This is a genomic window from Ralstonia sp. 24A2, assembly GCF_051783885.1.
Lineage (GTDB): Bacteria > Pseudomonadota > Gammaproteobacteria > Burkholderiales > Burkholderiaceae > Ralstonia.
Genome location: NZ_JBPVZD010000002.1, coordinates 2122479 through 2144606, shown reverse-complemented (window position 1 = coordinate 2144606; position 22128 = coordinate 2122479). Strand labels below are relative to the sequence as shown.

General features: G+C 63.0%; 18 protein-coding genes. 8 read left to right on the top strand and 10 right to left on the bottom strand.

The features are described 5' to 3' along the window. Positions 1-10: 10 nt before the first annotated feature. On the top strand, positions 11-280 hold the full coding sequence (locus ACS13N_RS14895) for an acyl-CoA-binding protein (protein WP_438932346.1): 270 nt from the start codon (positions 11-13) through the stop codon (positions 278-280). A gap of 64 nt (positions 281-344) precedes the next feature. Here ACS13N_RS14895 and ACS13N_RS14890 read toward each other — a convergent pair whose 3' ends face one another. The 5 genes from ACS13N_RS14890 to ACS13N_RS14870 form a co-directional block, all read right to left on the bottom strand. Then, positions 345-4583, bottom strand: coding sequence for a hypothetical protein (locus ACS13N_RS14890; RefSeq protein WP_438932345.1), 4239 nt, complete (start codon positions 4581-4583; stop codon positions 345-347). Between the two features lie 259 nt (positions 4584-4842). Continuing rightward, positions 4843-6297, bottom strand: a complete 1455-nt coding sequence (locus ACS13N_RS14885; RefSeq protein ID WP_438932344.1) for a DHA2 family efflux MFS transporter permease subunit — start codon at positions 6295-6297, stop codon at positions 4843-4845. A gap of 84 nt (positions 6298-6381) precedes the next feature. Beyond that, entirely contained in the window at positions 6382-6852 is a 471-nt protein-coding gene (locus tag ACS13N_RS14880) for an SRPBCC family protein (protein WP_438932343.1), read from the bottom strand. Positions 6853-6968: 116 nt separating this feature from the next. After that, positions 6969-8549, bottom strand: coding sequence for a malate synthase A (gene aceB / locus ACS13N_RS14875; RefSeq protein WP_438932342.1), 1581 nt, complete (start codon positions 8547-8549; stop codon positions 6969-6971). 104 nt (positions 8550-8653) lie between these two features. After that, entirely contained in the window at positions 8654-9355 is a 702-nt protein-coding gene (locus tag ACS13N_RS14870; protein ID WP_438932341.1) for a haloacid dehalogenase type II, read from the bottom strand. A 214-nt stretch (positions 9356-9569) separates the two neighbouring features. Here ACS13N_RS14870 and ACS13N_RS14865 point away from each other — a divergent pair, with 214 nt between their 5' ends. The 7 genes from ACS13N_RS14865 to ACS13N_RS14835 all read left to right on the top strand — a co-directional run bounded on the left by ACS13N_RS14865 (position 9570) and on the right by ACS13N_RS14835 (position 16738). Continuing rightward, the gene (locus ACS13N_RS14865; protein WP_438932340.1) at positions 9570-10346 is read left to right on the top strand and encodes a hypothetical protein; all 777 of its coding nucleotides are present in this window, start codon (positions 9570-9572) and stop codon (positions 10344-10346) included. Between the two features lie 16 nt (positions 10347-10362). Then, on the top strand, positions 10363-11292 hold the full coding sequence (locus ACS13N_RS14860) for a LysR substrate-binding domain-containing protein (RefSeq protein ID WP_438932339.1): 930 nt from the start codon (positions 10363-10365) through the stop codon (positions 11290-11292). A gap of 79 nt (positions 11293-11371) precedes the next feature. Continuing rightward, positions 11372-11806, top strand: a complete 435-nt coding sequence (locus ACS13N_RS14855; RefSeq protein ID WP_048932252.1) for a universal stress protein — start codon at positions 11372-11374, stop codon at positions 11804-11806. 197 nt (positions 11807-12003) lie between these two features. Next, positions 12004-13494, top strand: a complete 1491-nt coding sequence (locus ACS13N_RS14850; RefSeq protein WP_438932338.1) for an NCS1 family nucleobase:cation symporter-1 — start codon at positions 12004-12006, stop codon at positions 13492-13494. A gap of 18 nt (positions 13495-13512) precedes the next feature. After that, positions 13513-14247, top strand: coding sequence for an aspartate/glutamate racemase family protein (locus tag ACS13N_RS14845; protein WP_438932337.1), 735 nt, complete (start codon positions 13513-13515; stop codon positions 14245-14247). A gap of 68 nt (positions 14248-14315) precedes the next feature. Beyond that, entirely contained in the window at positions 14316-15017 is a 702-nt protein-coding gene (locus ACS13N_RS14840; RefSeq protein ID WP_438932336.1) for a GntR family transcriptional regulator, read from the top strand. Positions 15018-15103: 86 nt separating this feature from the next. Then, the gene (locus ACS13N_RS14835; RefSeq protein ID WP_438932335.1) at positions 15104-16738 is read left to right on the top strand and encodes an HAL/PAL/TAL family ammonia-lyase; all 1635 of its coding nucleotides are present in this window, start codon (positions 15104-15106) and stop codon (positions 16736-16738) included. 108 nt (positions 16739-16846) lie between these two features. Here ACS13N_RS14835 and aceA read toward each other — a convergent pair whose 3' ends face one another. The 5 genes from aceA to ACS13N_RS14810 all read right to left on the bottom strand — a co-directional run bounded on the left by aceA (position 16847) and on the right by ACS13N_RS14810 (position 22128). After that, positions 16847-18151, bottom strand: coding sequence for an isocitrate lyase (aceA, locus tag ACS13N_RS14830; protein WP_438932334.1), 1305 nt, complete (start codon positions 18149-18151; stop codon positions 16847-16849). A gap of 396 nt (positions 18152-18547) precedes the next feature. Next, a complete protein-coding gene (locus tag ACS13N_RS14825) occupies positions 18548-18967 on the bottom strand; it encodes a gamma-glutamylcyclotransferase family protein (RefSeq protein ID WP_438932333.1) in 420 nt (139 codons plus the stop codon). After that, positions 18964-19461, bottom strand: a complete 498-nt coding sequence (gene rraA, locus ACS13N_RS14820; RefSeq protein WP_438932332.1) for a ribonuclease E activity regulator RraA — start codon at positions 19459-19461, stop codon at positions 18964-18966. Before rraA ends, ACS13N_RS14825 begins: the two co-directional genes overlap by 4 nt. Before the next feature lie 36 nt (positions 19462-19497). After that, positions 19498-21222, bottom strand: coding sequence for a thiamine pyrophosphate-binding protein (locus ACS13N_RS14815; protein ID WP_438932331.1), 1725 nt, complete (start codon positions 21220-21222; stop codon positions 19498-19500). Between the two features lie 81 nt (positions 21223-21303). Continuing rightward, positions 21304-22128, bottom strand: coding sequence for a LytR/AlgR family response regulator transcription factor (locus ACS13N_RS14810; protein WP_438932330.1), 825 nt, complete (start codon positions 22126-22128; stop codon positions 21304-21306).

Sequence of the window (22128 nt, the reverse complement as noted above, 5' to 3'; positions counted from 1 at the left end):
GGGAATCATCATGAGCGACCTGCAAGCCCGTTTCGACCAAGCCCAGATCGACGTCAAGGGCCTCTCCGAGCGCCCTGCCAACATGACGCTGCTGCGCCTGTACGCCCTCTTCAAGCAAGGCGCTGAAGGCGACGCGCACGGCGACAAGCCGGGTTTCACCGACATCGTCGGCCGTTACAAGTTTGAAGCGTGGGAAGGCCTGAAGGGCACCTCGCAAGACGATGCGAAGCAGAAGTACATCGACCTCGTCGAAGAACTGAAGAGCGGCGCGACGACCTGATCGCTGCCTCGCCAGACAAAAAAACCGGGCCTTGCGCCCGGTTTTTTTGTTGCGCACAGGCCAGCTACGCCACGATGGTGAGGTTCATGAGCTTGCGGGTTACCTGATTGGCACCGGTCAGCCGCACAAACAACGCGAAACTGCCGGGGGTGCTCGGAACCAGCCACTCACCCCACACATAGTTGGGCGCGCCGCCTGGCATCGGGTGCAGAACGATCGTGCCAAGCAGTTGCCCACCGCGTTCCGGCTCACCGAGAAACACTTCGGCCCAGCCACCGGTGTCCTGAACCACCTCGGCGTCGACGCCAATGCGGAAACTGGCGTACCGACCGCCGACCACCTCCGCGTAGTCCGATGCCAGCTCGCCATGTGCATTGCGCACCGCCAATGGCGTAAGCGATGCATTCTGCGACGCTACCGTCTGCGCAGCTGATGCGACCACCAATGGGAACCACCCCTCCTTGTTCTGCGCCGGACTGTCGTTGGTGATACTGATGGCGTTGTGCGTGGTTGCCTGGCCGCTGGCGCTGCGCACGCTTGGCACGAAGTAGATGGCCTTGCCGTCTGCGCTCACCACGCCGGAGCGGTGTTCGTCACCCGGCTTGATCTTGGCATTGCCAGTGGCACTGGAGATGCGGATCACCGTGGCTGATGGCTGCAACGCATCGGGATTGATCTGCAGACCGGCCTCCTTGAACTTCGGCGACGCCTGCAACGCAGAAGCCAGCGCGTTGAGCACCTCGGCTTGCCCCGCGCTGCCCCGACAAACATAGGTGATCGTCTCCAGCACCGTTTTATTCTGATCCTGCAGTTCGATCTTGAACTCAACGCCGGGCAGCGGGATGTTGCGCAGGCGGATCGTAGCGAAGTCGGTGTGGCGAACGTGCGTCTGCGGTGCAAGCGTGCCGTCACTGCGACGCCAGCGAATCTCATTCTCCGGGTCGACCACAGCATAGATGCGGTACTCGCGCGTGAGGGCACCCTCTGGCAGCACGGGGGTTTTGAACGCCAGGCGGGCACGGCCGATTCCGCGCGGTGGAATCACATGCTTGCTCTCCGTGGCTGACCGTTGACCGTGCGAATGCGAGGGGTCGGCCAAGTTTGCGTCGACAAACTCGACATCGGCGGTGCCAATGATCGAACGCGTACCGGTTTCTTCTCGTGAAACGGGATCGACCTCAACATAGTCAAAGCGGACCTTGACTGGCTTGAGCGCACCGTTCGGCGCTACGCCAAGCCTGCTGCCGAGGCTGAAGTTGTGGACGCGCACCTCGAGCATCAGCATGGTGCCCGGCTTCACCGCCCCCGACACCGGCGTGCGCTGGCCGGTGGTCTGACTCACGCTGTCGTAGTAAGCCAATCCACCTCGGATGCGGCGGGCGTTATCCAGCGTGTTGAAGCCGCTGCCATCAGGCAGGAAACGGTATGGCAGGTTGAGCGCGGCGTCCGGCGCGGCGTAGGTTTTCGCCCACCACTCCTGGCCGACACCCTCGGTAAAGCTGGTGGCGCTTGCCATCTTGAGCGTGCCGTCCCTGGTCACGTAGAACAGCGGCAGAAAACCGTAGCCCATGTTCTTGTTGCTGCTCGGCTTGGTCAGCAGCAGCTTCCTGGTGCGTGTGCCGGTGATGTTGTTCACGCGCTGGTTGGTCCAACCATGACTGCCACCCGTCGACGTCTTGAAACTGGCTTTGACGCTCGTGCTGAAGAGGAGATATTCCGCCGATGCCTCGTATGAGACCGTGGTGTCGGAGCTGCCGCTGAGGGTCTTGCTGTATTCGAAGCTATTGGTCTCGGCCGTAGAGGCACTCCAGCTGATGTCCACGGCTTCGCTGTTGCCGTTGCAGAAGTACAGGATCGGCGTGGTCAGCGGTTCGGTCACCTCGACGCTTTGTCCGGGTGTCTTACTGGGGCGGCGGAACCCGCCCATGTCGGCAGGCGTGTAGCGAACGTTCATGCCGGGCGCGAGCACCGGATAGCTCAGCGCGTTGCCGTTCTGGTGAGTGGGCTGATAGACATCGGGCAACATGCTGCCGTCGCACGACACCGCTTGGTCAGGAAACGGACGCGGCACCGAAATATCGACGAAGACGTAGTCGCCGCTGGCGGTCTTTCGGCCAAGCATGCGGTAACGATAAATGTCGGTGGTCTCCAGCACGTAACTCAGCGCATCGTCGCAATTGGTGCTGGCCGACAATTTGGTGGAGAGGCTGCTGCCCTCGCTGCCGTACTCGGTGGTCTTCTCGTTGTAGGCGTAGCCGAACTTGACGGTCTCGGTCACGTTGATCGACATACCGGTTTTCTTGATATCGCCAACCGTCACACCGGCACCCACGGTGAGCTCATCGCTGTGGTTGAACGTGTCCGCCACAATGTTGGTGCGGGCGGTCGTCACCTGCTTGCTCTGCTCGTCGGTGTAGGTGATGTTGAAGCTCGGATTGAGGCTGACGTTGACTATGCCCAGCGGAGTCGGTGGATCGTTGTTGGGCAGGTAGTCAATATGTTTGGGCGGCTCCTGCAGGACGTAGCTTGTACTGAGGATGTTGTTGATCGTGATGCGCACCGGCGGCCCCAACTGGGTCGATCGCCCTTGGAAGTCGTAGGCAACGACAGCAACACCGGTATTGTCAGCAGAGCCGAATCCTGGGTCGCTTGATGCGTTCTTCTCGTCGTAGTCCGCAATGCTGATCCCCTGCGGACCATCGACGTTCAATGTGCCTCGATGCAGGGTGACCACCCCGGGCTTACCCCCGCCGTTGTTGGTGAGGCTGGCCATCACGAGTGTGTCGGTCGGCGTCGGCGGATTGATCTGCCCGTCGAACAGATTGGCCGCCTTGGCGTCGAGCTGCACGATCAGCTCGCCGGTGTCCCGGGTCTGGGCCTGGCCGTACCAGGTGAAGCTCCATACGGGGGCCGCTGCGCCATCGCCACCGGCCTGCGCCGCCGAGACGGAGAACCCCACCGCTTTGAGGTAGTTGTAGGTATCGTCATAGACGGCAAACGGCTTTCTTTCGGTGGCCAGCACGGAATACACCACCGCCAGCTGCTTGCGGCCCAGCGTGTAGCCTTTGGCCGGATCCAACCGATACTGCCCCGCCGCCAGCGCGAACACCTGCTTTCTCGGCCCCTGCAGATAGACCTGATCCGGCGTCTTTACGCGGCTCTTGAAATCATCGCGGTTGTTCACCTTATGGTGATGGCGCACCGCCAGCACGCCCCCCTCCTTGAGCGCGTAGTACGGATCGCGATCAAGCATCGTCACGATCAGGTTGCAGATGTTGTCGTTCCCCCCGGATCGCCGGCCGTCCGCGTGGTAGATCACCGCCACCTGTTCGCGCCCTAGCCCGACCGGCACGCCGTCAATCTTGCGCTGACCAGTGAGGCCCAGAAAATCGCCGACTGCCACATCCAGCCCGGTGTTTCCCGCGACCTTGTCGGCAACGATGATCTTCTCGCGTTGAATGAGGCCGGTGGTGCGGTTGTTCGCATTCACCGTGTAGTCGTAGACCACGGCCTGGATCCACATCTTGTCTGGGTTCGCGCGCTCTGCCGCGTAGTAGACGACCAGGATCTGCCGCTTGCCGTTGCCGCTGAAATCGCCGGTCTTGACGATCACGGTGCCGGGCCTGCGCTGCGACTCGCCCAGCCGCGGCAGGAAAGCCAACGGATCGGGCAGACGGATTGCCGTGGCCGAGGCCGGCACGCCCCAGGCAAAGTTGAACACCTCCAGCGTCAGGTCGCGGCCGGTTGTTTCGCGCACAGTGATGATTTCATCGCGCGTGCGCCCATCGATCACCATGCCGTCGAGATCCGCAATCGCCAGCGCCCCCGGGGTCTGCATGTGCATCTTGTCGTCACGCAGATTGACATTGTCCGTAAAGGTGAAGGATGGGAGTGCGGTCTTGGCCACCGCGACAGCACCGCCCAGGTTGGAAATCTCCCACGTCACCTTCGCAAGCTCGTTGCCGGCGGGTGCCAGGCTAATGCGCTTGAGCGCAAAGCACTCGTCGTAGTCATCTGACATGACCCGGCCAACCGCCAGAGCATGGCGCAAATAGGCGTCCGGCGTGCCGCTGCCAGCGTCAAAACTGCCGGATTTCGACTCGCCTAACCCACGGCTCCCATTGAACAGATGCGCATTGAACTTGGCACGCGCATCGTTCCTAGCCCAGGTCAGGACACCCAGGCCCTCATCGCGGAACAGCACGCGGCTGTTGGCTGTCCGGCCAAACGGATCGGTCATGGATTGACCCGCCGTCAGGCGTGGCGGTTGCGTTGCAAGTGCTTCATTGGTCTCGACAAACATGGTGTTCCCTCATCCCGTGGCAAGGCATCGATCGCCAGCCCAGCGAATGCCAGGGTGGCCGCTGCGATGGCGACCCTACCGACTTGAACGCCGCGGGTATGTAGCACAAATGCGCTACATGGATGCGCAGACCGCAAGCATGCGGGTGCAGAGGGAATCCGCCACACGAAGGAAAACGGTGCGGCGATGGGGCCTGGCATGCGCACATCCCCGAACGGAAACGCGCCGGGGTTCGTGCTACCGGGAAAGGTGCGTGCTCTTACTGCGCGGCGGACACGACCGCCGCCTCGCGTCGGCGCATGCGCCACGCAGCCAACACCGCCAGCGCGCACAGCGTACCGAGAAAGATGAACGTCTCATCGAAGGCGAGAATGCGCGCCTCCGGGTCGACCGCCGCGCTGTGAATGGTCTCGATGCCGCGCGAGGCGAGCCGCCATTGTAGAAAGATGCCCGTGGCGGACACGCCAATCGCCCCACCCAGCTGCCGCAGGAAATTGACGGCGCTGGAGCCCTGCGGGATCAGCGTGAAATCGACACCGCGCATGGCACCCAGGCTCAGGGACGGCAGCACGAAACCCAGTCCAATGCGGCCGATGATGGCAATGGCGATCAGCAACAGGTAGCTCGTCGCGCGCGTGTTGGTCGCCATCAGGAAGAACGACAACGCCAGTGCGGCCAGCCCGAACGACACTAGTCGGAACGGCTCGATACGGTTGGTCAGACGCCCGGCCAGCATGATGGTCACGGCCAGCACCATCCCAGCCGGCAGCAGCACCAGCCCCGCGCGTGACGGCGCGTATGCCAATGCCACCTGCATATACACCGGCACCAGATAGGTCGAGCCGTACAACCCCGCTCCGTAGATAAACGCGACCACTGCCCCCATCGCAAATTGCCGATAGCTGAACAGCCGCAGATCCAGCAACGGCGACTCCACCCGCCGCTGCCAGAACACGAAGCCCGCTACGCACACAGCAGCGATTGCCATGAGCACAACGCCGTGTGCAGCATCCGCATGCAACGCCACCAGCCCATTGAGCAGAGACGCCGTGGCCGCGCCGATCAGCAACAACCCGCGCCAATCGAGCGGCTTGGGCTCACCCGCCATGGACGAGTTGAGCGCCATGAAGCGCCGCGCCATCATCCAGCCCAGCATCGTGAACGGCACCACCACGAAGAAGATCGAGCGCCAGCCGAACAGCTCCGCCAGGAAGCCGCCCACGCTTGGGCCCACTGCAGGCGCCAGCACCACGCCAAAGCCGAACAGGCCAAACGCCTTGCCCTGCTCCCGCTCGGGAAACACGCGCAGGATCAGGATATTCGGCAGCGGCTGCATGATGCCGGCGGCAATGCCCTCGACCACCCGCATGGTGATCATCACCTCGTAGTTGGGCGACAACCCACCCGCCAGCCCACCCACGCCCAGCAGCAGCAACGCGCCGATGAACGTGCGCCGCAGCCCGAAGCGCAGCAGCAGCCAGGGCGTGAGCAGCATCGACAGCGTCATCGCCACCATGAAGCTGGCCGACACCCACTGCGCCCGCTCCTGCCCCAGCATGAAATGCCGGCTCAGATCGGGAATCGCCACGTTGACGATGGTGGCCGAGATGACGGACGACACCGCGCCCACCATCAGCGTGAACAACACCAGCCACTTGAAGCGCTCGCCGTAGCGGGCGCGCAGGGCCTCCAGGGTGGGCGTGAATGTCGTCATGGTCTCGTTCTAGTGATGTGAGACGACTTGGGGGACAAACCCTGCCCGGTGCGTCCTCCACGCAACGGGCGGGTGGTGGAGCAATCAGCCGAGACGGCCCGTGGCGGCAATCTCGCGAATGCGGCGCACGGTATCGATATCGCTCTCGCGATAGGCCGATTTGACGATCTCGGAATAGCGCGTGTCGCCGGTCTCATCTGCGCTGGGCAGCGTGGTGTCGTAGACGAAGCGGATGAACGCCGCGTTGGTGTCGTTCGTCTCGATCGTCATCGTGAGCGAGCCGCCGGCATGTTCGCCAGTGGCCGCGGTCGTGTAGGTCACGCGCTTGTGCGGCTCCAGGGTCACGCGGTCTTGGATTCGTGCCTTGCCGAAGCGCAGTTCACGCTCGACCCAGCCGTCACCTTCAGCGGTGATGACGCATTCGTCCAGGCTTTCGACAAATTCGGTTTGTTCACGCACGCGCAGCACCAGGCCTTGCCAGATCTGGTTGAGAGTGAGCGTATCGATCAGGGGGTTCAGTGGATCGTTGACTTCCACCAGGTGTTCAAAGCGCAAAGCGGCCTCCGCAAGATTTCCTGACATTATCGCGCGGCGCGGCGAACCTTGCGCCAAATGAAAAACGCCGGCGGGTTACCCCAGCCGGCGTTTCCATTGCGAGCCTCAAGCGTCGCTTAGATTTCTTCGTACAGTGGCAGTGTCAGGAATTCTGCAAAGTCTTCCGACGTCGACATCTGTTCGAAGATCACTGCAGCGCGGTCAAAATGGCCCACCGCGCCCGTCTCCTTCACCTTGGCCAATTCTTCCGGGATCAGCTTGCGCACGAGGTCGGCCGTGACCTTCGTGCCGTCTTCCAGCTTGCCCTTGGGCGAGCGGATCCACTGCCAAACTTGCGAGCGCGAGATTTCCGCCGTGGCAGCATCTTCCATCAGGTTGTGGATCGGCACGCAACCGTTGCCGGCCAGCCATGCGCCCAGGTAGTGGATGCCGACGTTGATGTTCATGCGCAGGCCGTGTTCCGTGATCGGCGTTTCCGGCTGGAAGTCCAGCAGGTCGGCAGCCTTCACTTCCACGTCCGGGCGTTGCTTCTCGAACTGGTTCAGCTTATCGCCCAGCACCGCCACGAATTCCTTCATGGCCGGCTCGACCAGACCTGGGTGCGCCACCCAGCCGCCGTCGTAACCGTCGGTCGCGTCACGCTTCTTGTCGCCGATGATGCCGGCCATGGCGATGGCGTTCTTCTCCGGATCGTTCTTGATCGGGATCAGCGCGCTCATGCCGCCGATGGCGGGCGCACCGCGCTTGTGGCAAGTCTTGAGCAACAGCAGCGCGTAGGCGCGCATGAACGGCGAGGTCATCGTCACCTTGGCGCGGTCGGCCAGGCAGAAGTTCTTGTCGACCTTGAACTTCTTGATGCACGAGAAGATGTAGTCCCAGCGGCCAGCGTTCAGGCCAGCGCTGTGCTCACGCAGTTCGTACAGGATTTCTTCCATCTCGAACGCGGCGAGAATGGTTTCGATCAGCACGGTGGCCTTGATCGTGCCTTGCGGTAGGCCGATCTCGTTCTGGGCCATCACGAAGATGTCGTTCCACAGGCGTGCTTCCAGATGGCTTTCCATCTTCGGCAGGTAGAAGAACGGGCCGGCTCCGCGGGCGATCTGTTCCTTCGCGTTGTGGAACAGGAACAGCGCGAAGTCGAAGATGCCGCCCGAGACGCGCTCACCGTCGATCAGCACGTGCTTCTCGTCCAGATGCCAGCCGCGCGGGCGCACTTGCAGCGTGGCGATCTTGTCGTTCAGCTTGTACGTCTTGCCGTTTTGCTCCAGCGTGAGCGTGCGGCGGATGGCGGCCTTCAGGTTGACCTGGCCCTGGATCTGGTTGTGCCAGCTCGGCGAATTCGAATCTTCGAAGTCGGTCATGTAGCTGTCCGCGCCCGAGTTGAACGCGTTGATGACCATCTTGGCATCGACTGGACCAGTGATTTCAACGCGGCGGCAGTGCAGTGCGGGCGGGATTGGGGCAACCTTCCAGTCGCCTTCGCGGATGGCCTTCGTCTCGGCCAGGAAATCCGGGCGCTCGCCGGCGTCCAGGCGCTTGGCGCGCTCGACACGGGCGGCCAGCAGCTCTTTGCGACGCGGCTGGAAGGCACGGTGCAGCTTGGCAACCAGCGCCAGTGCTTCGGGGGTCAGAATGTCTTCGTAGGCCGGGAGGATCTCGGCCTTGATCTCCATGCCTTGGGGCAGCGTGAGCGCCATGGTGGTTCTCCTATTGTTGCTTGTCGAGTGAGGGTTGAACGGGCCCGGCCTTGTCTTGCATTGCAGGTGGCCGATGGTCTTGGTTGGTCCTACTTTCTATCTAGCTACTGCGTTTGTTGCCGCGCCTGTACAAACTGCAGCAGATCGCGCATGTCGTGGCCAGCCGCTGTGGGCGCCACGTCGAGCGCCTCGGGCGGATGCCCCAGGCGGTTGATCCAGAACGTTGTGAAGCCGTACCACGTCGCGCCGCAGGCATCCCAGCCGTTGGACGACACGAACAGAATCTGCTCCGCTGGTACGCCAAAAGCTTGCGGTGCCAGCGCGTAGGCTTGCGGCGCCGTCTTGTACAGCTTGACCGCATCGACTGACAGCACGTGATCGAACAGCCCCGACATGCCGGCACTCTTCACGGCGATGTCGAGCATCTGCGGATTGCCATTGGAGAGAATGCCCAGCGGCAAGCCCATCTCGCGCAGACGACGCAGCGCGGGCACGTTCTCCGGAAACGCCGACAGGCACGCATATTCGCGCATCAGCGTGGCTTCGTCTTGGGCGGAAAGTTCTACACCCAGGCGTGCCGCCGCATAACGCAGCGCATCAATAGTGATGTCCCAGAACGGCTTGTAGTGCTCGCCCGAGGGGCCCGCCAGCGAGCGGATGCGCGTGTAGTCGATCTGCTTGTCACGCCAGAGCACCGACAGCGCCTCGCCCTTGCCGGCAAAGAGTTGCTCGGCGCGCGCAGCCACGGAATACACGTCGAACAACGTGCCATAGGCGTCGAAGACCACCGCGCGAATCGAACGCATGCCAAAGCTCCACGGACCCGAAGGCGGCGCACCCCGTTTGTTCTATCACACAGAACGCCCATCCGACCTTCGCAACGAGGGCCATTGTAGAAAAGGTGACGCACCGCACAAAGACGGCAATGGTCACTTGATCTTTAACTTTTACCATCGGAATGACGAGTGATAACCTTTATATTCGTCACAATCCCGCGCTTTCCGATACATTCCAAACCCTATGTCTCTGTGGGCTCAATTCTGGTCGATTGCACAGTTCGTGCCGGTCGCAAAACTGATGCTGTACGCCGCGCTGGCGCTGCTGGCCGGTTTGGTGCTGGGCGTCATGGCGGTATGGGGGCTGCATCGTGCCGGCCTGCTGCGGCGGCGCACTCGGATCGGGCGTTGGGTGGCGCGCCTGTATTTCCTGTATCTGCCCGTCGTGCTGGCAATCTGCGCGATGCAAGCCGCGTTGGCCGTGTGCGTGGAAGGCACATTGGCAGAACATCTGAAGACCGCTCGCCCCGTCATCCGGACATTGACGCAGCAGACGCTCGGCGCGATGCAGGTGCAACTGCAATCGCTGCTTGAACAGCATCCGCAGTTGTCTACGGTTTCGATTGAGCATGTGGTGGACGCCGCCGTTGACCAAGCCGTGCAGGCACCGGAGGCCATGGGGAATGGCGCGCTGCGGCAACTGGCTGCGGCGGGTGCCGCGCTGCTGGGGGCACACGCGTTTCGCGAAACGATCAAGGACGTGCTGGTGGAGCGCCTGCAGAAACTCGCGCATATCGACGCGCAAACCACGCGCATTGCGCTGCGCCAATCCTTGGCATCACTGGCCGACGGCGAATTCGTGGCGAGCATCCTGGCCGAGCGGATACATGCATTCTTCATTGCGCTTTATCGCGGCATCGGGTTGCACTGCCTCTTCTGGCTGGCCCTGGCGGCACTGGAAATCGGCCTGGCGCAGTGGCGCCTGCGCCGGACATCGACACCGGCGGGACTTCCCGCCTAACCGCGCTCGCATCTGCATGGCTCAATTCAAGCAACTCGAAACCTTTGTCTCCGTGGCGACGCGCGGCAGCCTGTCTTCTGCGGCGGCCGCTGAAGGTGTGGCACCGGCCATCATCGGCCGCCGCATCGATGCGTTGGAGGAACGCCTGGGCGTGAAGCTGCTGGTGCGCACCACGCGGCGCATCACCCTCACCTTTGAAGGCTCTGCGTTCCTGGAGGATTGCCAACGCATCCTCAACGACCTGCACAACGCTGAAGCCAGCGTCTCCGCCGGTGGCGTAAAGGCCAGCGGCCACCTGCGTGTGACGGCCCCGGCCGGTTTCGGCCGCCGCCACGTTGCGCCGATGGTGCCGGACTTCATCGAGGCACACCCGGACGTGTCGATGACGCTGGACCTGGGCGACCGCGTAGTCGACCTTGTCAACGAGGGTTTCGATTGCGCCATCCGCCTGGGCGACCTGCCCGATTCGAGCCTCGTGTCGATCCGCCTGTGGGAGAACCGCCGCGTAGTGGTGGCTGCGCCCGCTTACCTGGAGCGCCGCGGCGTACCCACTCAGGTGGAGCAGCTCTCGGGCCACAACTGCCTGGCCTTTGGCGCCAGCGCCAACGTGCAGCGCGGCTGGGTCTTCCAGCAGGGCGGCAAGACCGTCACCGTGAAGGTATCGGGCACGATGGAATGCACCGACGGCGCGGTCCTGCGCGAGTGGTGTCTGCAAGGCTACGGCCTGGCGTGGCGCTCGTGGTGGGAGGTCGGCCACGACATCGCCACCGGTAAGCTGGTGACGGTGCTCGACGCCTTCGAGGCGCCGCCGATCGGCATCCACGCGGTATTTCCGCAGCGCAAGCATCTGCCGCTGCGCGTGCGGCTCTTCATCGACTTTCTCAAGAACACCTACGGCAACCCGGCCTACTGGCGCCGGGCCGACGCCCTCATCGGGATGGACTAGCGATCACTCCGGATGGGTGGAACATTGCACGCGGCCTACAATCAAGACAACGCATATTCCACCCAACCAAGGAGGCCGCATGTTCCAGCACATCCTCATCCCGACCGATGGTTCCGAGCTGTCGCGCAAGGCGGTGGCGGGCGCGCTCGATTTTGCCAAGACGCTCGGCGCGCGCCTGACGGCCTACACGTGCCTGGAGGAATATCCGTACACGCCCTTCTCCGAGATCGTCGTGGAAACCCCTCAGGCCTTCAAGGAGCGCGTTGAAGCCCAGGCGCGCGTGGTGCTCAAGGACGTGGAAGACGCCGCCCGCAGCGCCGGCATCAACTGCGATACCGACATGAGCTGCTTTGCGGTGCCCTACATGGGCATCATCGATGCGGCAGAACGTCACGGCTGTGACGTCATCTTCATGGCCTCGCACGGCCGGCGCGGACTGGCCGGACTGCTGCTCGGCAGCGAGACGCAGAAGGTGCTCACGCACACCGAAATCCCAGTAATCGTCTATCGCTGAGCCACCTCCAGAAGCCCCGACTCCCTCGACACGCAGCCGCCCCTGACCGGGCGGCTTTCTTTTTGTCCTTGACTCTTGGCTTGTCCGTGCATACAACTTTGTACACAAAATTAAATAATCTTGTGCACAGTATTGCGCACAATGACCGCACGGCCTGAACTCGACTTCATGCCGGCACAAACCAAGGAGAAGACAGAATGACCACCACCACCGCTTCGGCGGCACCGGCGGATGATCCGCCGCACGCGCATTCCAACGTCGTCATCAAACCGCAGTACGACCCACGGCTCACCAACGAAGACCTCGCCCCGCTACGCAAGCAAACCTGGGGCACCTACAACATCTTCGCGTTCTGGATGTCGGACGTGCACAGCGTGGGCGGTTACCTGACGGCAGCGAGCCTGTTCTCGCTGGGCCTGTCGAGCCTGCAGGTGCTGTTTGCGCTGCTGGTGGGCATTCTCATCGTGCAAGTGTTCTGCAACCTCGTCGCCAAGCCCAGCCAAGCGACCGGCACGCCGTATCCGGTGATCTGCCGGGCCTCGTTTGGCGTGCTGGGTGCCAACATTCCGGCCATCATCCGTGGCCTGATCGCGGTGGCGTGGTACGGCATCCAGACCTATCTGGCTTCGCATGCCTTCTTGATCGTGGCGCTGAAATTCATGCCGGAACTCGCACCGTACGCAGACTTGCAGCAGCATGGCTTCGCCGGCCTGTCCACGCTGGGCTGGGCAGCCTTCATGTTGCTGTGGGTCCTGCAAGCGTTCGTGTTCTGGCACGGCATGGAATCGATCCGCAAGTTCATCGACTGGGCTGGCCCGGCGGTGTACGTGGTGATGATTGCGCTGGCCCTGTGGCTCGTACACAAGGCGGGTTGGGAAAACATCAACTTCACGCTCTCCTTCCTCAAGTACGAAGGCTGGGATGCCGTGCCCGTCATGCTGGGCGGGATCGCGCTGGTAGTGTCTTACTTCTCCGGGCCGATGCTCAACTTTGGCGACTTCTCGCGCTACGGTAAGGACTTCGGCTCGGTCAAGCGCGGCAACTTCTGGGGCTTGCCGGTCAACTTCCTCGGCTTTGCGCTGCTGGTGGTCATTACCACTTCCGCCACGCTGCCTGTGTTTGGCCAGTTGATCTCTGACCCGGTGGAAGTCATCTCCCGCATCGACAATACGACAGCAGTGGTGATCGGCGCGCTGACCTTCATGATTGCCACCATCGGCATCAACATCGTCGCCAACTTCGTCTCGCCGGCGTTCGACTTCTCCAACGTGGCGCCGCAGCACATCAGCTGGCGCACGGGCGGCATGATTGCGGCGGTGGCCTCGATCTTCATCACGCCCTGGAACCTCTACAACAACCCTGAGGTGATCCACTACACGATCGACGTGCTGGGCGCCTTCATCGGCCCGCTGTTCGGCATCCTGATTGCGGACTACTACTTCGTGCGCCGCCAGCAGATCAACGTAGATGATCTCTACTCGATGCGCCCGACGGGCACCTACTGGTTCCGCAACGGCTACAACCCGGCAGCCGTCTGGACGATGATCCCGTCCGCGCTGATCCCGATGGCCTGCGTGGTGTTCGAGCGCCTGCAATGGCTGGCCAACTACAGCTGGTTCATCGGCGTGGGCATCGCACTGGTGCTCTACACCACGCTGAGCCGCAAGCAACTCGCCTCCGCCCGTTGACCCTTACGACGCATCGACATGGACATCCGCATCATCAACCCCAACACGACCGCCAGCATGACCGCGCTGATCGGCCGCTGCGCACAGGCGGCGGCTGCATCGGGCACACGCATCACGGCGGTCAGCCCGAAGATGGGCCCGGCCTCCATCGAGAGCCACTACGACGAAGCGCTCTCCGTGCCCGGCATCCTCGAAGAAATCCGTCATGGCGAACGCGACGGCGCCGATGCCTACGTGATCGCATGCTTTGGTGACCCGGGCCTCTACGCCGCACGTGAGTTGGCGCACGGCCCCGTCATCGGCATTGCCGAAGCGGCTATGCACGTGGCCAGCCTGATCGGCAACAGCTTCAGCGTAGTAACAACGCTGGAACGTACCGTCGGCATGGCCTGGCACTTGGCCGAGCGCTACGGCATGCGCCATGCCTGCCGCAACGTCCACGCGAGTGACTTGCCGGTGCTGGATCTGGAAAAGCCGGGCTCCAATGCGCGCGGCATCGTCCTGCAAGCCTGCCGCGACGCACTGGCGCAAGACCGCAGCGACTGCATCGTGCTCGGCTGCGCCGGCATGGCCGACCTGTGCGAAGACCTGAGCGCCGAACTGGGCGTGCCCGTCATCGATGGTGTGGTGGCGGCGGTGAAGCTGGTGGAGGCGCTGGTCGGCATGCGGCTATCGACCAGCAAGCGCGGCGATTGGGCGCGCCCGCTGCCAAAACCCTACACGGGGATGCTTGCACCGTTTGCATTAGCCTAGTGCGGCACGGAAGGGTGCATTTGCTACCATGCATCCTTCCGCCTTTTTCTTCCGCTCTGTCACCCGCCATGCCCGCATCCGAACGGGAAACCACCGACAGCCAGCCTGCTGCCGAGCCGATCTACCAAGGCCTGCTGACGGCCATCATGGAACACCGCCTTCCGGCCGGCACCAAGCTGGTCGAAGAGCGGTTATGTGAAGCCACCGGCGCAGGCCGGCCCCGCATCCGCCAAGTGCTGGCGCGGCTGGCGCATGAACAACTCGTGACACTGGTGCCCAACAAGGGCGCCTTCGTCGCGCAGCCCTCCGTGGAGGAGGCGCGCGACGTCTTCCAGACCCGCCGCATCATCGAACCCGAACTGGCCGCCATGCTGGCACGCGCATGCAGGCCGGCGCAGGCCAAGCGCTTGCGCGAACACATTGCCGCAGAGCATGCCGCACGCGAGCGTGGCGATCGCGCCGCCACCATCCGCCTCTCCGGCGAGTACCACGTGCTCATCGCCGAGATGGCCGGCAACCACGTCTTGGCGCGGCTGATTCGCGAGACCGTCTCACGCACCTGCCTGATCATCACGCTGTACGACCGCCCCGGCCTGCCCGCCTGCCCCGAACACGAGCATGACACCCTCACCGAGGCCATTACCGCAGGCGATGCGGCACGCGCGCACGACCTGATGCGCGAGCATCTTGAGCACATCGAGCATTCGCTGGATCTGCACACGACGCCAACGTCGGCACTGGATCTCGAATCGATTTTCAAGCGCGCCTGACCTGCCGCGCCACAAAACGCTACCCTTTTTGCAAGCGGCGTTGCCAACAATGTCTCCCTCATACCAACCCTGCTTGAGGAGACACCATGCAAGCCCGCACGATCACAGCCCTGGCGCTGTCGATTGCCGCATCCTGCCCGCTGAGCGCAATCGCAGACGTTGCGCTCGACGGTCGGTCCGCCACACCTGAAACCATCACCCGCATCGCGCTGGGCGAATCCGTGCGGATCACGCCCGAGGCACGCGAACGCGTTCGCCAATCGCACCAACTGCTGCTGGACGCGGCACGCCATGGTCAGCAGATCTACGGTCTGACCGTGGGTGTAGGTGAAAACAAGGACCGGGAAATGGTCGACGCCAGCGGTCAGTTGACGCCGGAGGTGATCGACGCCTCGCGCCGCTTCAACATCGGGCTGCTGCGCTCGCACGGCATGGGCACTGGGCCGGATGCTTCGATCACAGATACGCGTGCCGCCATGGCGGCACGGCTCAACGGTATGTTGGCCGGCGGTACAGGCGTGCAACCTGACGTTGTTGAGGCCTATGCCGCAGCGCTCAATGCCGGCGTCACGCCTGCCATGCCAGCCAGCGGCTCGGTGGGCGAAGCGGATATCACGCTGCTCGCACACATCGGCATCGGCCTGATGGGCGAAGGCGAGGCCTACTACCGTGGTCGCAGGCAACCTGCCCTGCAGGCGCTCCAGGCGTCGGGCATCGTGCCCATCACCCCCTTCGGCAAAGACGGTCTGTCGATCCTGAGCTCCAACGCATACAGTGCCGGCCTGGCAGCATTGACCTTGCATGAGATGGACCACCTGGCAACCGTCGCCAAGCAGGTCTACGCACTGAGCCTGCAGGCGCTCAACGGCAATGTGTCGCCGTTTCTGGAGGACACGCTGGCGCTGCGGCCCTTTCCGCAGACGGTGCGCGCCGGCGCAGACCTGCGGCGCCTGCTCAACGGCTCCAGCCTATGGGACCACGATGCCGCTCGCCCATTGCAAGACCCGTTGAGCTACCGCACGAGCGTGTACCTGCTCGGCGAGCTGGACCGCGCGAGCGCAACAAGCCGTGCTTTGATCGACGTCCAATTGAACAGCTCCGATGACAACCCTGGCGTTGCATTGGGCGTACATGCGCGCTCCAACCGTGCGCAGGAAATGCAGGGGTACATGCCGGGCGGTGCAGTACTGCCCTCCGCCAACTTTGAGCCGCTGCCCTGGGTACTGGCCTTCGAGAGCATGGGTATTGCATTGGCCCAGCACGGACTGACGGTGGCGCAGCGCGTCGTCAAGCTGAATGACACGAAGTTCACCGGCCTGCCGCGATTCCTTGGCACCGAGACGGCCGTGCAAGCCCTCGCCGAAATTGAAAAGCCTGCCACCGCGCTTGCCATGGAAACCAAAGCGTTGGCGCAACCCGTGTCGCTCGACTACCTGCCGATGGCAGGCAACATTGAAGACGTGGCGACCAACGCGCCGGCCGTCGTTCAACGCGTGCGCAAGCAGATCGACAACACCTACGCACTGTTGGCCATTGAGGCTGTGCAAGCCGCACAAGCCATTGACCTGCGCAAGCGCAGGACGCCTGGCTTCACGCTGTCACCCTCGTCGCAAGCGCTCTACAGCGCGCTGCGTGTGCGCGTACCGTTTGTCGATCAGGACCGCGCCCTTACCGACGACTTCCGTGCGGCAATGCAGGTGTTGCGCCAGATGCCGCAGTAATCCGCACACAAAAAAAACCGCGCCGTTGAGGGAAGCGCGGTTTCGAGAGGCCAGCGTGTGGTCAGCACGCCGGCCCAGGTGACCTGAATGCCGGATGCGTCGGCAACCTCAAGCAACCTTCTTGGCTTGCGCCTTTTCTTCGAAGAATTGTTCGTCTTCCGTCGAGCCCTTCAGCGCCGTCGTCGATGCGTCGCGCTCGATGGTTTGCGTTACGGCATCGAAGTAGCCCGTACCGACTTCGCGCTGGTGCTTCACTGCGGTAAAGCCACGCTCCGCGGCCTTGAACTCGGCCTCTTGCAGCTCGACGAAGGCGCTCATCTGGTTGCGGGCGTAGCCGTAGGCCAGGTTGAACATCGAGTAGTTCAGGGCGTGGAAACCGGCCAGCGTGATGAACTGGAACTTATAGCCCATCGCACCGAGTTCCTTCTGGAAACGGGCAATCGTCACGTCGTCCAGATTCTTCTTCCAGTTGAACGACGGCGAGCAGTTGTAGGCCAGCATCTTGCCCGGGAACTTGGCGTGGATGGCCTGGGCGAACTTCTTGGCGTATTCGAGATCCGGCTTGCCGGTTTCGCACCACACGAGGTCGGCGTACTCGGCGTAGGCCAGGCCACGCGAGATGGCTTGCTCCAGGCCCGGCTTCGTACGGTAGAAGCCTTCCACAGTGCGCTCGCCGGTGCAGAACGGCTGGTCGTTCTCGTCCACGTCGGCGGTCAGCAGGTCAGCGGCTTCCGCGTCGGTACGTGCGATCAGCACCGTCGGCACACCCATCACGTCGGCAGCCAGACGCGCGGCCACCAGCTTGCTCACGGCTTCACGCGTCGGCACCAGCACCTTGCCACCCATGTGGCCGCACTTCTTCACGGCAGCCAGTTGGTCTTCGAAGTGCACGCCCGCAGCGCCGGCTTCGATCATGGCCTTCATCAATTCGAACGCGTTGAGCACGCCGCCGAAACCGGCTTCCGCATCCGCCACGATCGGGGCGAAGAAGTCGATATCGTCCTTGCCTTCCGACCACTGGATCTGGTCAGCGCGCTGGAACGTGTTGTTGATCTTCTTGACGACTTTGGGCACCGAGTCCACCGAATACAGCGACTGGTCCGGATACATTTCGCCGTTGCTGTTGGCGTCGCCGGCCACTTGCCAGCCCGACAGATAGATCGCCTTCAGGCCAGCCTTGACCTGCTGCATGGCCTGGTTGCCCGTCAGTGCGCCCAGTGCGTTGACGAACGGCTCGTTGTTGATGAGGCTCCACAGCTTCTCGGCACCACGCTTGGCCAGCGTGTGCTCGATCTGCAGCGAGCCGCGCAGGCGCACCACGTCTTCCGCGGTGTAACCACGCTTGATGCCCTTCCAACGTGGGTTGGTGTCCCATTCCTTCTGCAGTTGCTGCACTTCCTGTTCGCGGGTCATCACACTCTCCTGTCCAATCGCATCCATCAAATTGAAGCCGAGGCCACTCACGCATCGCTTTGAGTCGCTGGCACCGTCTCGGGATGCCGCCGGGCGACTGGCCTCATATGTCTTATATAAGAGTGTAGGGAAGCCCGATGCGCTGCAACAAGAAGAACCTCGCCCAGAATGCAAGTTTTTATTTCTTTATTTTCAGTAGCTTATGATCAATATTTCACGATACGGCAAGATTTTCCCCATCATGAAAGATGCGGATGGTGCCCTGCGATGTCAGATTTTTGCGGATCAAAAAGACTTTCCGCATTATGAAAAATCGACAACCACTACCGTCACATAGGGGCAAGGCAAAGAAAAACGCCGCGGTTGCGGCGTTTTCAGTGACGCTGGCGGATGAACTCAACTGCGCGCCAGCCGATGTGCAACCCAGTCCCCGCCCGTAATGACATGCCGCCCAGCAATGTGCGTCGGGCTGACCGGATAGACGATGCATTCGATGGATTCGCTGCCCAGCATCACCGCGTGGTTCTCGCGCAGGAAGAGCGCATCGCCTCCGGGGTACACCTCTTCGATCTCGTCGAGCACCGCGACGAGCGCCGCGTCGATACGGTAGACGTCACCGCGCACGGCCGTGCCGGTCGGGTCCAGCACCAGGCCCGGATACGTGCCGAAGTCGTACAGGCGGCCATGCAACATCGCCGTGCCCAGCAACTCAGGCTCTGGGATGCCCCGCTTGGCCGCCGCGACACGCAGGTCATTGGCCTCCCCGGCGCGCAACGTGCCGTAGACAAACACGTGGATGGCGTTGGCGTAGCTCATGCGAGTTGGTCCTGAGAAACCAGCACGCCGTCTTCATCGGCATAGATCCACTCGCCGGACTGGATGTATGCACCGGGCATCTGCACGCCCACTTCACGCTGGCCGGCGTTCTTCTTGACGCTCTTGCGCGGATGCACTGCCAGCGCATGAATGCCGACGTTGCACTCAATCAGCTCGCGCGTGTCGCGCACGCAGCCGTTGAGCAGGATGCCCTCCCAGCCGTTCTCCTCGGCCAGCTTGCCGAGGTTGCCGCCCACCAGCGCGCATCGCAGCGAACCACCACCGTCGATGACGAGCACGCGCCCTGCGCCCTGCTCTTCCAACGCGGCGCGCACGAGGCCGTTGTCTTCGAACACCTTGAGCGTGGAAGCCGGCCCCGCAAAGGCGGCACGCTTGCCAAAGCTACGGAACACCGGCGTGAGCACGCGCAGGCTTCCGTAGACGAGCTTGTCTTCGTGCATGTCGCACAGGTCGGTCACTGGGGTCATCGTCATGGCAATGGGATGGAAAGGACGTTGGCGAAAGCGGGGTCAGCCGCGCGACTGTGCGCGCAACGAATCGATGGTCGCGCGTGGGCTGATGATGTTCGGATCGGTCTGCACCTCGATGATCGTGGCAACGGGCGCGGCCAACGCAGTCTCAACGGCCGACTGGAAGCCTTCGAGCGAGCGTACCGTGTGCCCCTCGGCGCCATAAGCGCGCGCCAGTGCCGCAAAGTCCGGGTTGCGCAACTCGGTGCCGCTCACGTGCTCGGGGTATTCGCGTTCCTGATGCATGCGGATGGTGCCGTACATGCCGTTGTTGACCACGATGAAGATCACTGGCGCGTTGTACTGCATGGCGGTCGCCAGTTCCTGGCCGTTCATCAGGAAGCAGCCGTCACCGGCCATGCAGATGACGGGCGTGTCGGGACATACGATCTTGGCAGCCACGGCAGCGGGTGCCCCGTAGCCCATCGCCCCGCTGGTCGGCGCCAATTGCGTGCGCGAGCCGGACGCCAGCGCACCGTATTGATAGAAGCGATGCAGCCACGTGGCGTAGTTGCCCGCACCGTTGGTCAGGATGCTGTTGTGCGGCAGGCGCTCCCGCAGCCATTGCATGGCGCGGCCCATGTCGATGCCCTGTCCTGTGAATGGCGGCGGCACGATGTTGGCGAGGTAGTCGGCGTGGGCAGCTTCCGTCCAGGCGGACCAGCGCGGCGGCCTATCAGACGCTTGAGGCGAAACGCCTTCCAGTGCCTCCGCCATCGCGGGCATGGATGCGTGGATCATCAAGTCCGCCTGATAGACGCGGCCCAGCTCTTCCGCGCCAGCATGCACGTGGATGAGCGTCTGCTTCGGACGCGGCACGTCGAAGAGCGTGTAGCCGGAGGTCGTCATCTCGCCCAGACGCGGGCCGATGGCGAGCACCACGTCGGCCTCTTTCACGCGTGCGGCGAGCTTCGGGTTGATGGCAATGCCAACGTCGCCCGCGTAGTTCGGGTGGCGATTGTCGAACAGGTCTTGCCGGCGGAACACGCAGCCGGTGGGCAGGTTCCAGCGCTCGGCAAAGGCCTGCATGCGGGCGGCGGCCTGTGGTGTCCAGCCGGAGCCGCCCAGCAGCAACAGCGGGCGCTCCGCGTTCTGCAGCAGCGCCTTCAGTTGGGCGAGGTCATGCGGGCCGGGCCAGGCCATCGCACGTGGCATTGGCGACACGTCCGCCACCACGGCAACCTCAGTCAGCATGTCTTCCGGCAGCGCCAGAACAACCGGGCCAGGCCGGCCAGCAGTGGCGGTCTGGAATGCCCGGGCAATGTATTCTGGAATGCGCTCCACGCTATCGATCTGCGCGACCCACTTGGCCATCTGGCCGAACATGCGACGGTAGTCGATTTCCTGAAACGCTTCGCGGTCGGCGAAATCACGGCCAACCTGACCGATGAACAGGATCATCGGCGTAGAGTCTTGAAACGCGGTATGCACGCCGATGCTGGCGTTGGTGGCACCGGGCCCGCGCGTGCAGAAGACGATGCCGGGGCGGCCGGTCAATTTGCCGTAGGCGTCGGCCATGTTGGCTGCACCGCCTTCCTGCCGGCAGATGATGAAGCGCGCACGATCGCGGCGCTGATAGAAGCCTTCGAGCACCGACAGATAGCTCTCGCCCGGTACGCCAAAGGCGATGTCGACACCGTGCTCAACCAACGCATCGACTAGGATCTGCCCGCCGTGGCGTGGCGTGGGTTGGGTGCCTGCGGGGCGTGCGACTGCGGTCTCCATGGCGGGTGGTCTCGCGCTTGACTCGTTGACGATACAACGGATCATAGCGGAAGGCCCGCACACGTACACACCTGAATCGGTCTACATCTGACGGAACAGATGCGCGTATTGCCGCGCCACGGGCAACGTCTCAGAGCGCCCGCGAATCTTCAGGCCCAACCGGCCCAGCGACGAGTGCACGGCGCTCGACACATGCGTCACGTTGACCACCGTGCCGCGATGCACCTGCCAGAAGTGCTCTGGGTCAAGCTGCGAGAGCAACTCGCGCAGGCTCATGCGGATGAGCGATTCACCGCTGCTGGCGACCACGTTAACGTACTTGTCAGTCGCTTCCAGATACAGCACCTCGTCCACGGGGATGAAGCGCACTTCCTGGCCAACCAACGCTTTGATGAAGCGCAGATAGCCGCCCTGTGGCGTCACGCGGGTCTGCGCGGCGCCTTGCAGGCCGGCAAGGCGCTCGACGAGTTCAGCCAGTGTTTGCGCAGGGTCGGCAGCGGCACTGCCGTTCGGACGGGTGCCAAGACGCGCCTTCAGGCGCTTGACCGTTTCGGCCAGCCGTTCGGTCTGCACCGGTTTGAGTACATAGTCGACAGCGGCCTGCTCGAAGGCATCGAGCGCGAACTGGTCGTACGCCGTGACGAACACCACCAGCGGCCGATCTTCCCGATCCGACAACTCACGTGCCACGTCAATGCCTGAGAGCCCCGGCATGCGGATGTCGAGGAAGACAACGTCCGGCCCCTGCCCGGCTTGCGTGTCGTCAATCACGTCCAGCACGGATTGCCCGTCGTGCACGGCCGGCAACAGCATGGCCTCGGGCCAGAGTGCAGCCAGTTCGGCGACCAGGTTGTCAGCCAGCGCCGGTTCGTCGTCGGCAATCAGCAGGCGGGGGGAAGACGGCAT

Coding starts and splice junctions, on each gene's coding strand:
- aceB (WP_438932342.1), bottom strand. CDS start 8,549: ATGGCGCTCACGCTGCCCCAAGGCATGGAGATCAAGGCCGAGATCCTC.
- ACS13N_RS14815 (WP_438932331.1), bottom strand. CDS start 21,222: ATGGAGACCGCAGTCGCACGCCCCGCAGGCACCCAACCCACGCCACGC.
- ACS13N_RS14855 (WP_048932252.1), top strand. CDS start 11,372: ATGTTCCAGCACATCCTCATCCCGACCGATGGTTCCGAGCTGTCGCGC.
- ACS13N_RS14860 (WP_438932339.1), top strand. CDS start 10,363: ATGGCTCAATTCAAGCAACTCGAAACCTTTGTCTCCGTGGCGACGCGC.
- ACS13N_RS14850 (WP_438932338.1), top strand. CDS start 12,004: ATGACCACCACCACCGCTTCGGCGGCACCGGCGGATGATCCGCCGCAC.
- ACS13N_RS14825 (WP_438932333.1), bottom strand. CDS start 18,967: ATGAGCTACGCCAACGCCATCCACGTGTTTGTCTACGGCACGTTGCGC.
- ACS13N_RS14890 (WP_438932345.1), bottom strand. CDS start 4,583: ATGTTTGTCGAGACCAATGAAGCACTTGCAACGCAACCGCCACGCCTG.
- ACS13N_RS14835 (WP_438932335.1), top strand. CDS start 15,104: ATGCAAGCCCGCACGATCACAGCCCTGGCGCTGTCGATTGCCGCATCC.
- rraA (WP_438932332.1), bottom strand. CDS start 19,461: ATGACGATGACCCCAGTGACCGACCTGTGCGACATGCACGAAGACAAG.
- ACS13N_RS14840 (WP_438932336.1), top strand. CDS start 14,316: ATGCCCGCATCCGAACGGGAAACCACCGACAGCCAGCCTGCTGCCGAG.
- ACS13N_RS14845 (WP_438932337.1), top strand. CDS start 13,513: ATGGACATCCGCATCATCAACCCCAACACGACCGCCAGCATGACCGCG.
- ACS13N_RS14885 (WP_438932344.1), bottom strand. CDS start 6,297: ATGACGACATTCACGCCCACCCTGGAGGCCCTGCGCGCCCGCTACGGC.
- ACS13N_RS14865 (WP_438932340.1), top strand. CDS start 9,570: ATGTCTCTGTGGGCTCAATTCTGGTCGATTGCACAGTTCGTGCCGGTC.
- ACS13N_RS14895 (WP_438932346.1), top strand. CDS start 11: ATGAGCGACCTGCAAGCCCGTTTCGACCAAGCCCAGATCGACGTCAAG.
- ACS13N_RS14870 (WP_438932341.1), bottom strand. CDS start 9,355: ATGCGTTCGATTCGCGCGGTGGTCTTCGACGCCTATGGCACGTTGTTC.
- ACS13N_RS14810 (WP_438932330.1), bottom strand. CDS start 22,128: ATGCCGTCTTCCCCCCGCCTGCTGATTGCCGACGACGAACCGGCGCTG.
- aceA (WP_438932334.1), bottom strand. CDS start 18,151: ATGACCCGCGAACAGGAAGTGCAGCAACTGCAGAAGGAATGGGACACC.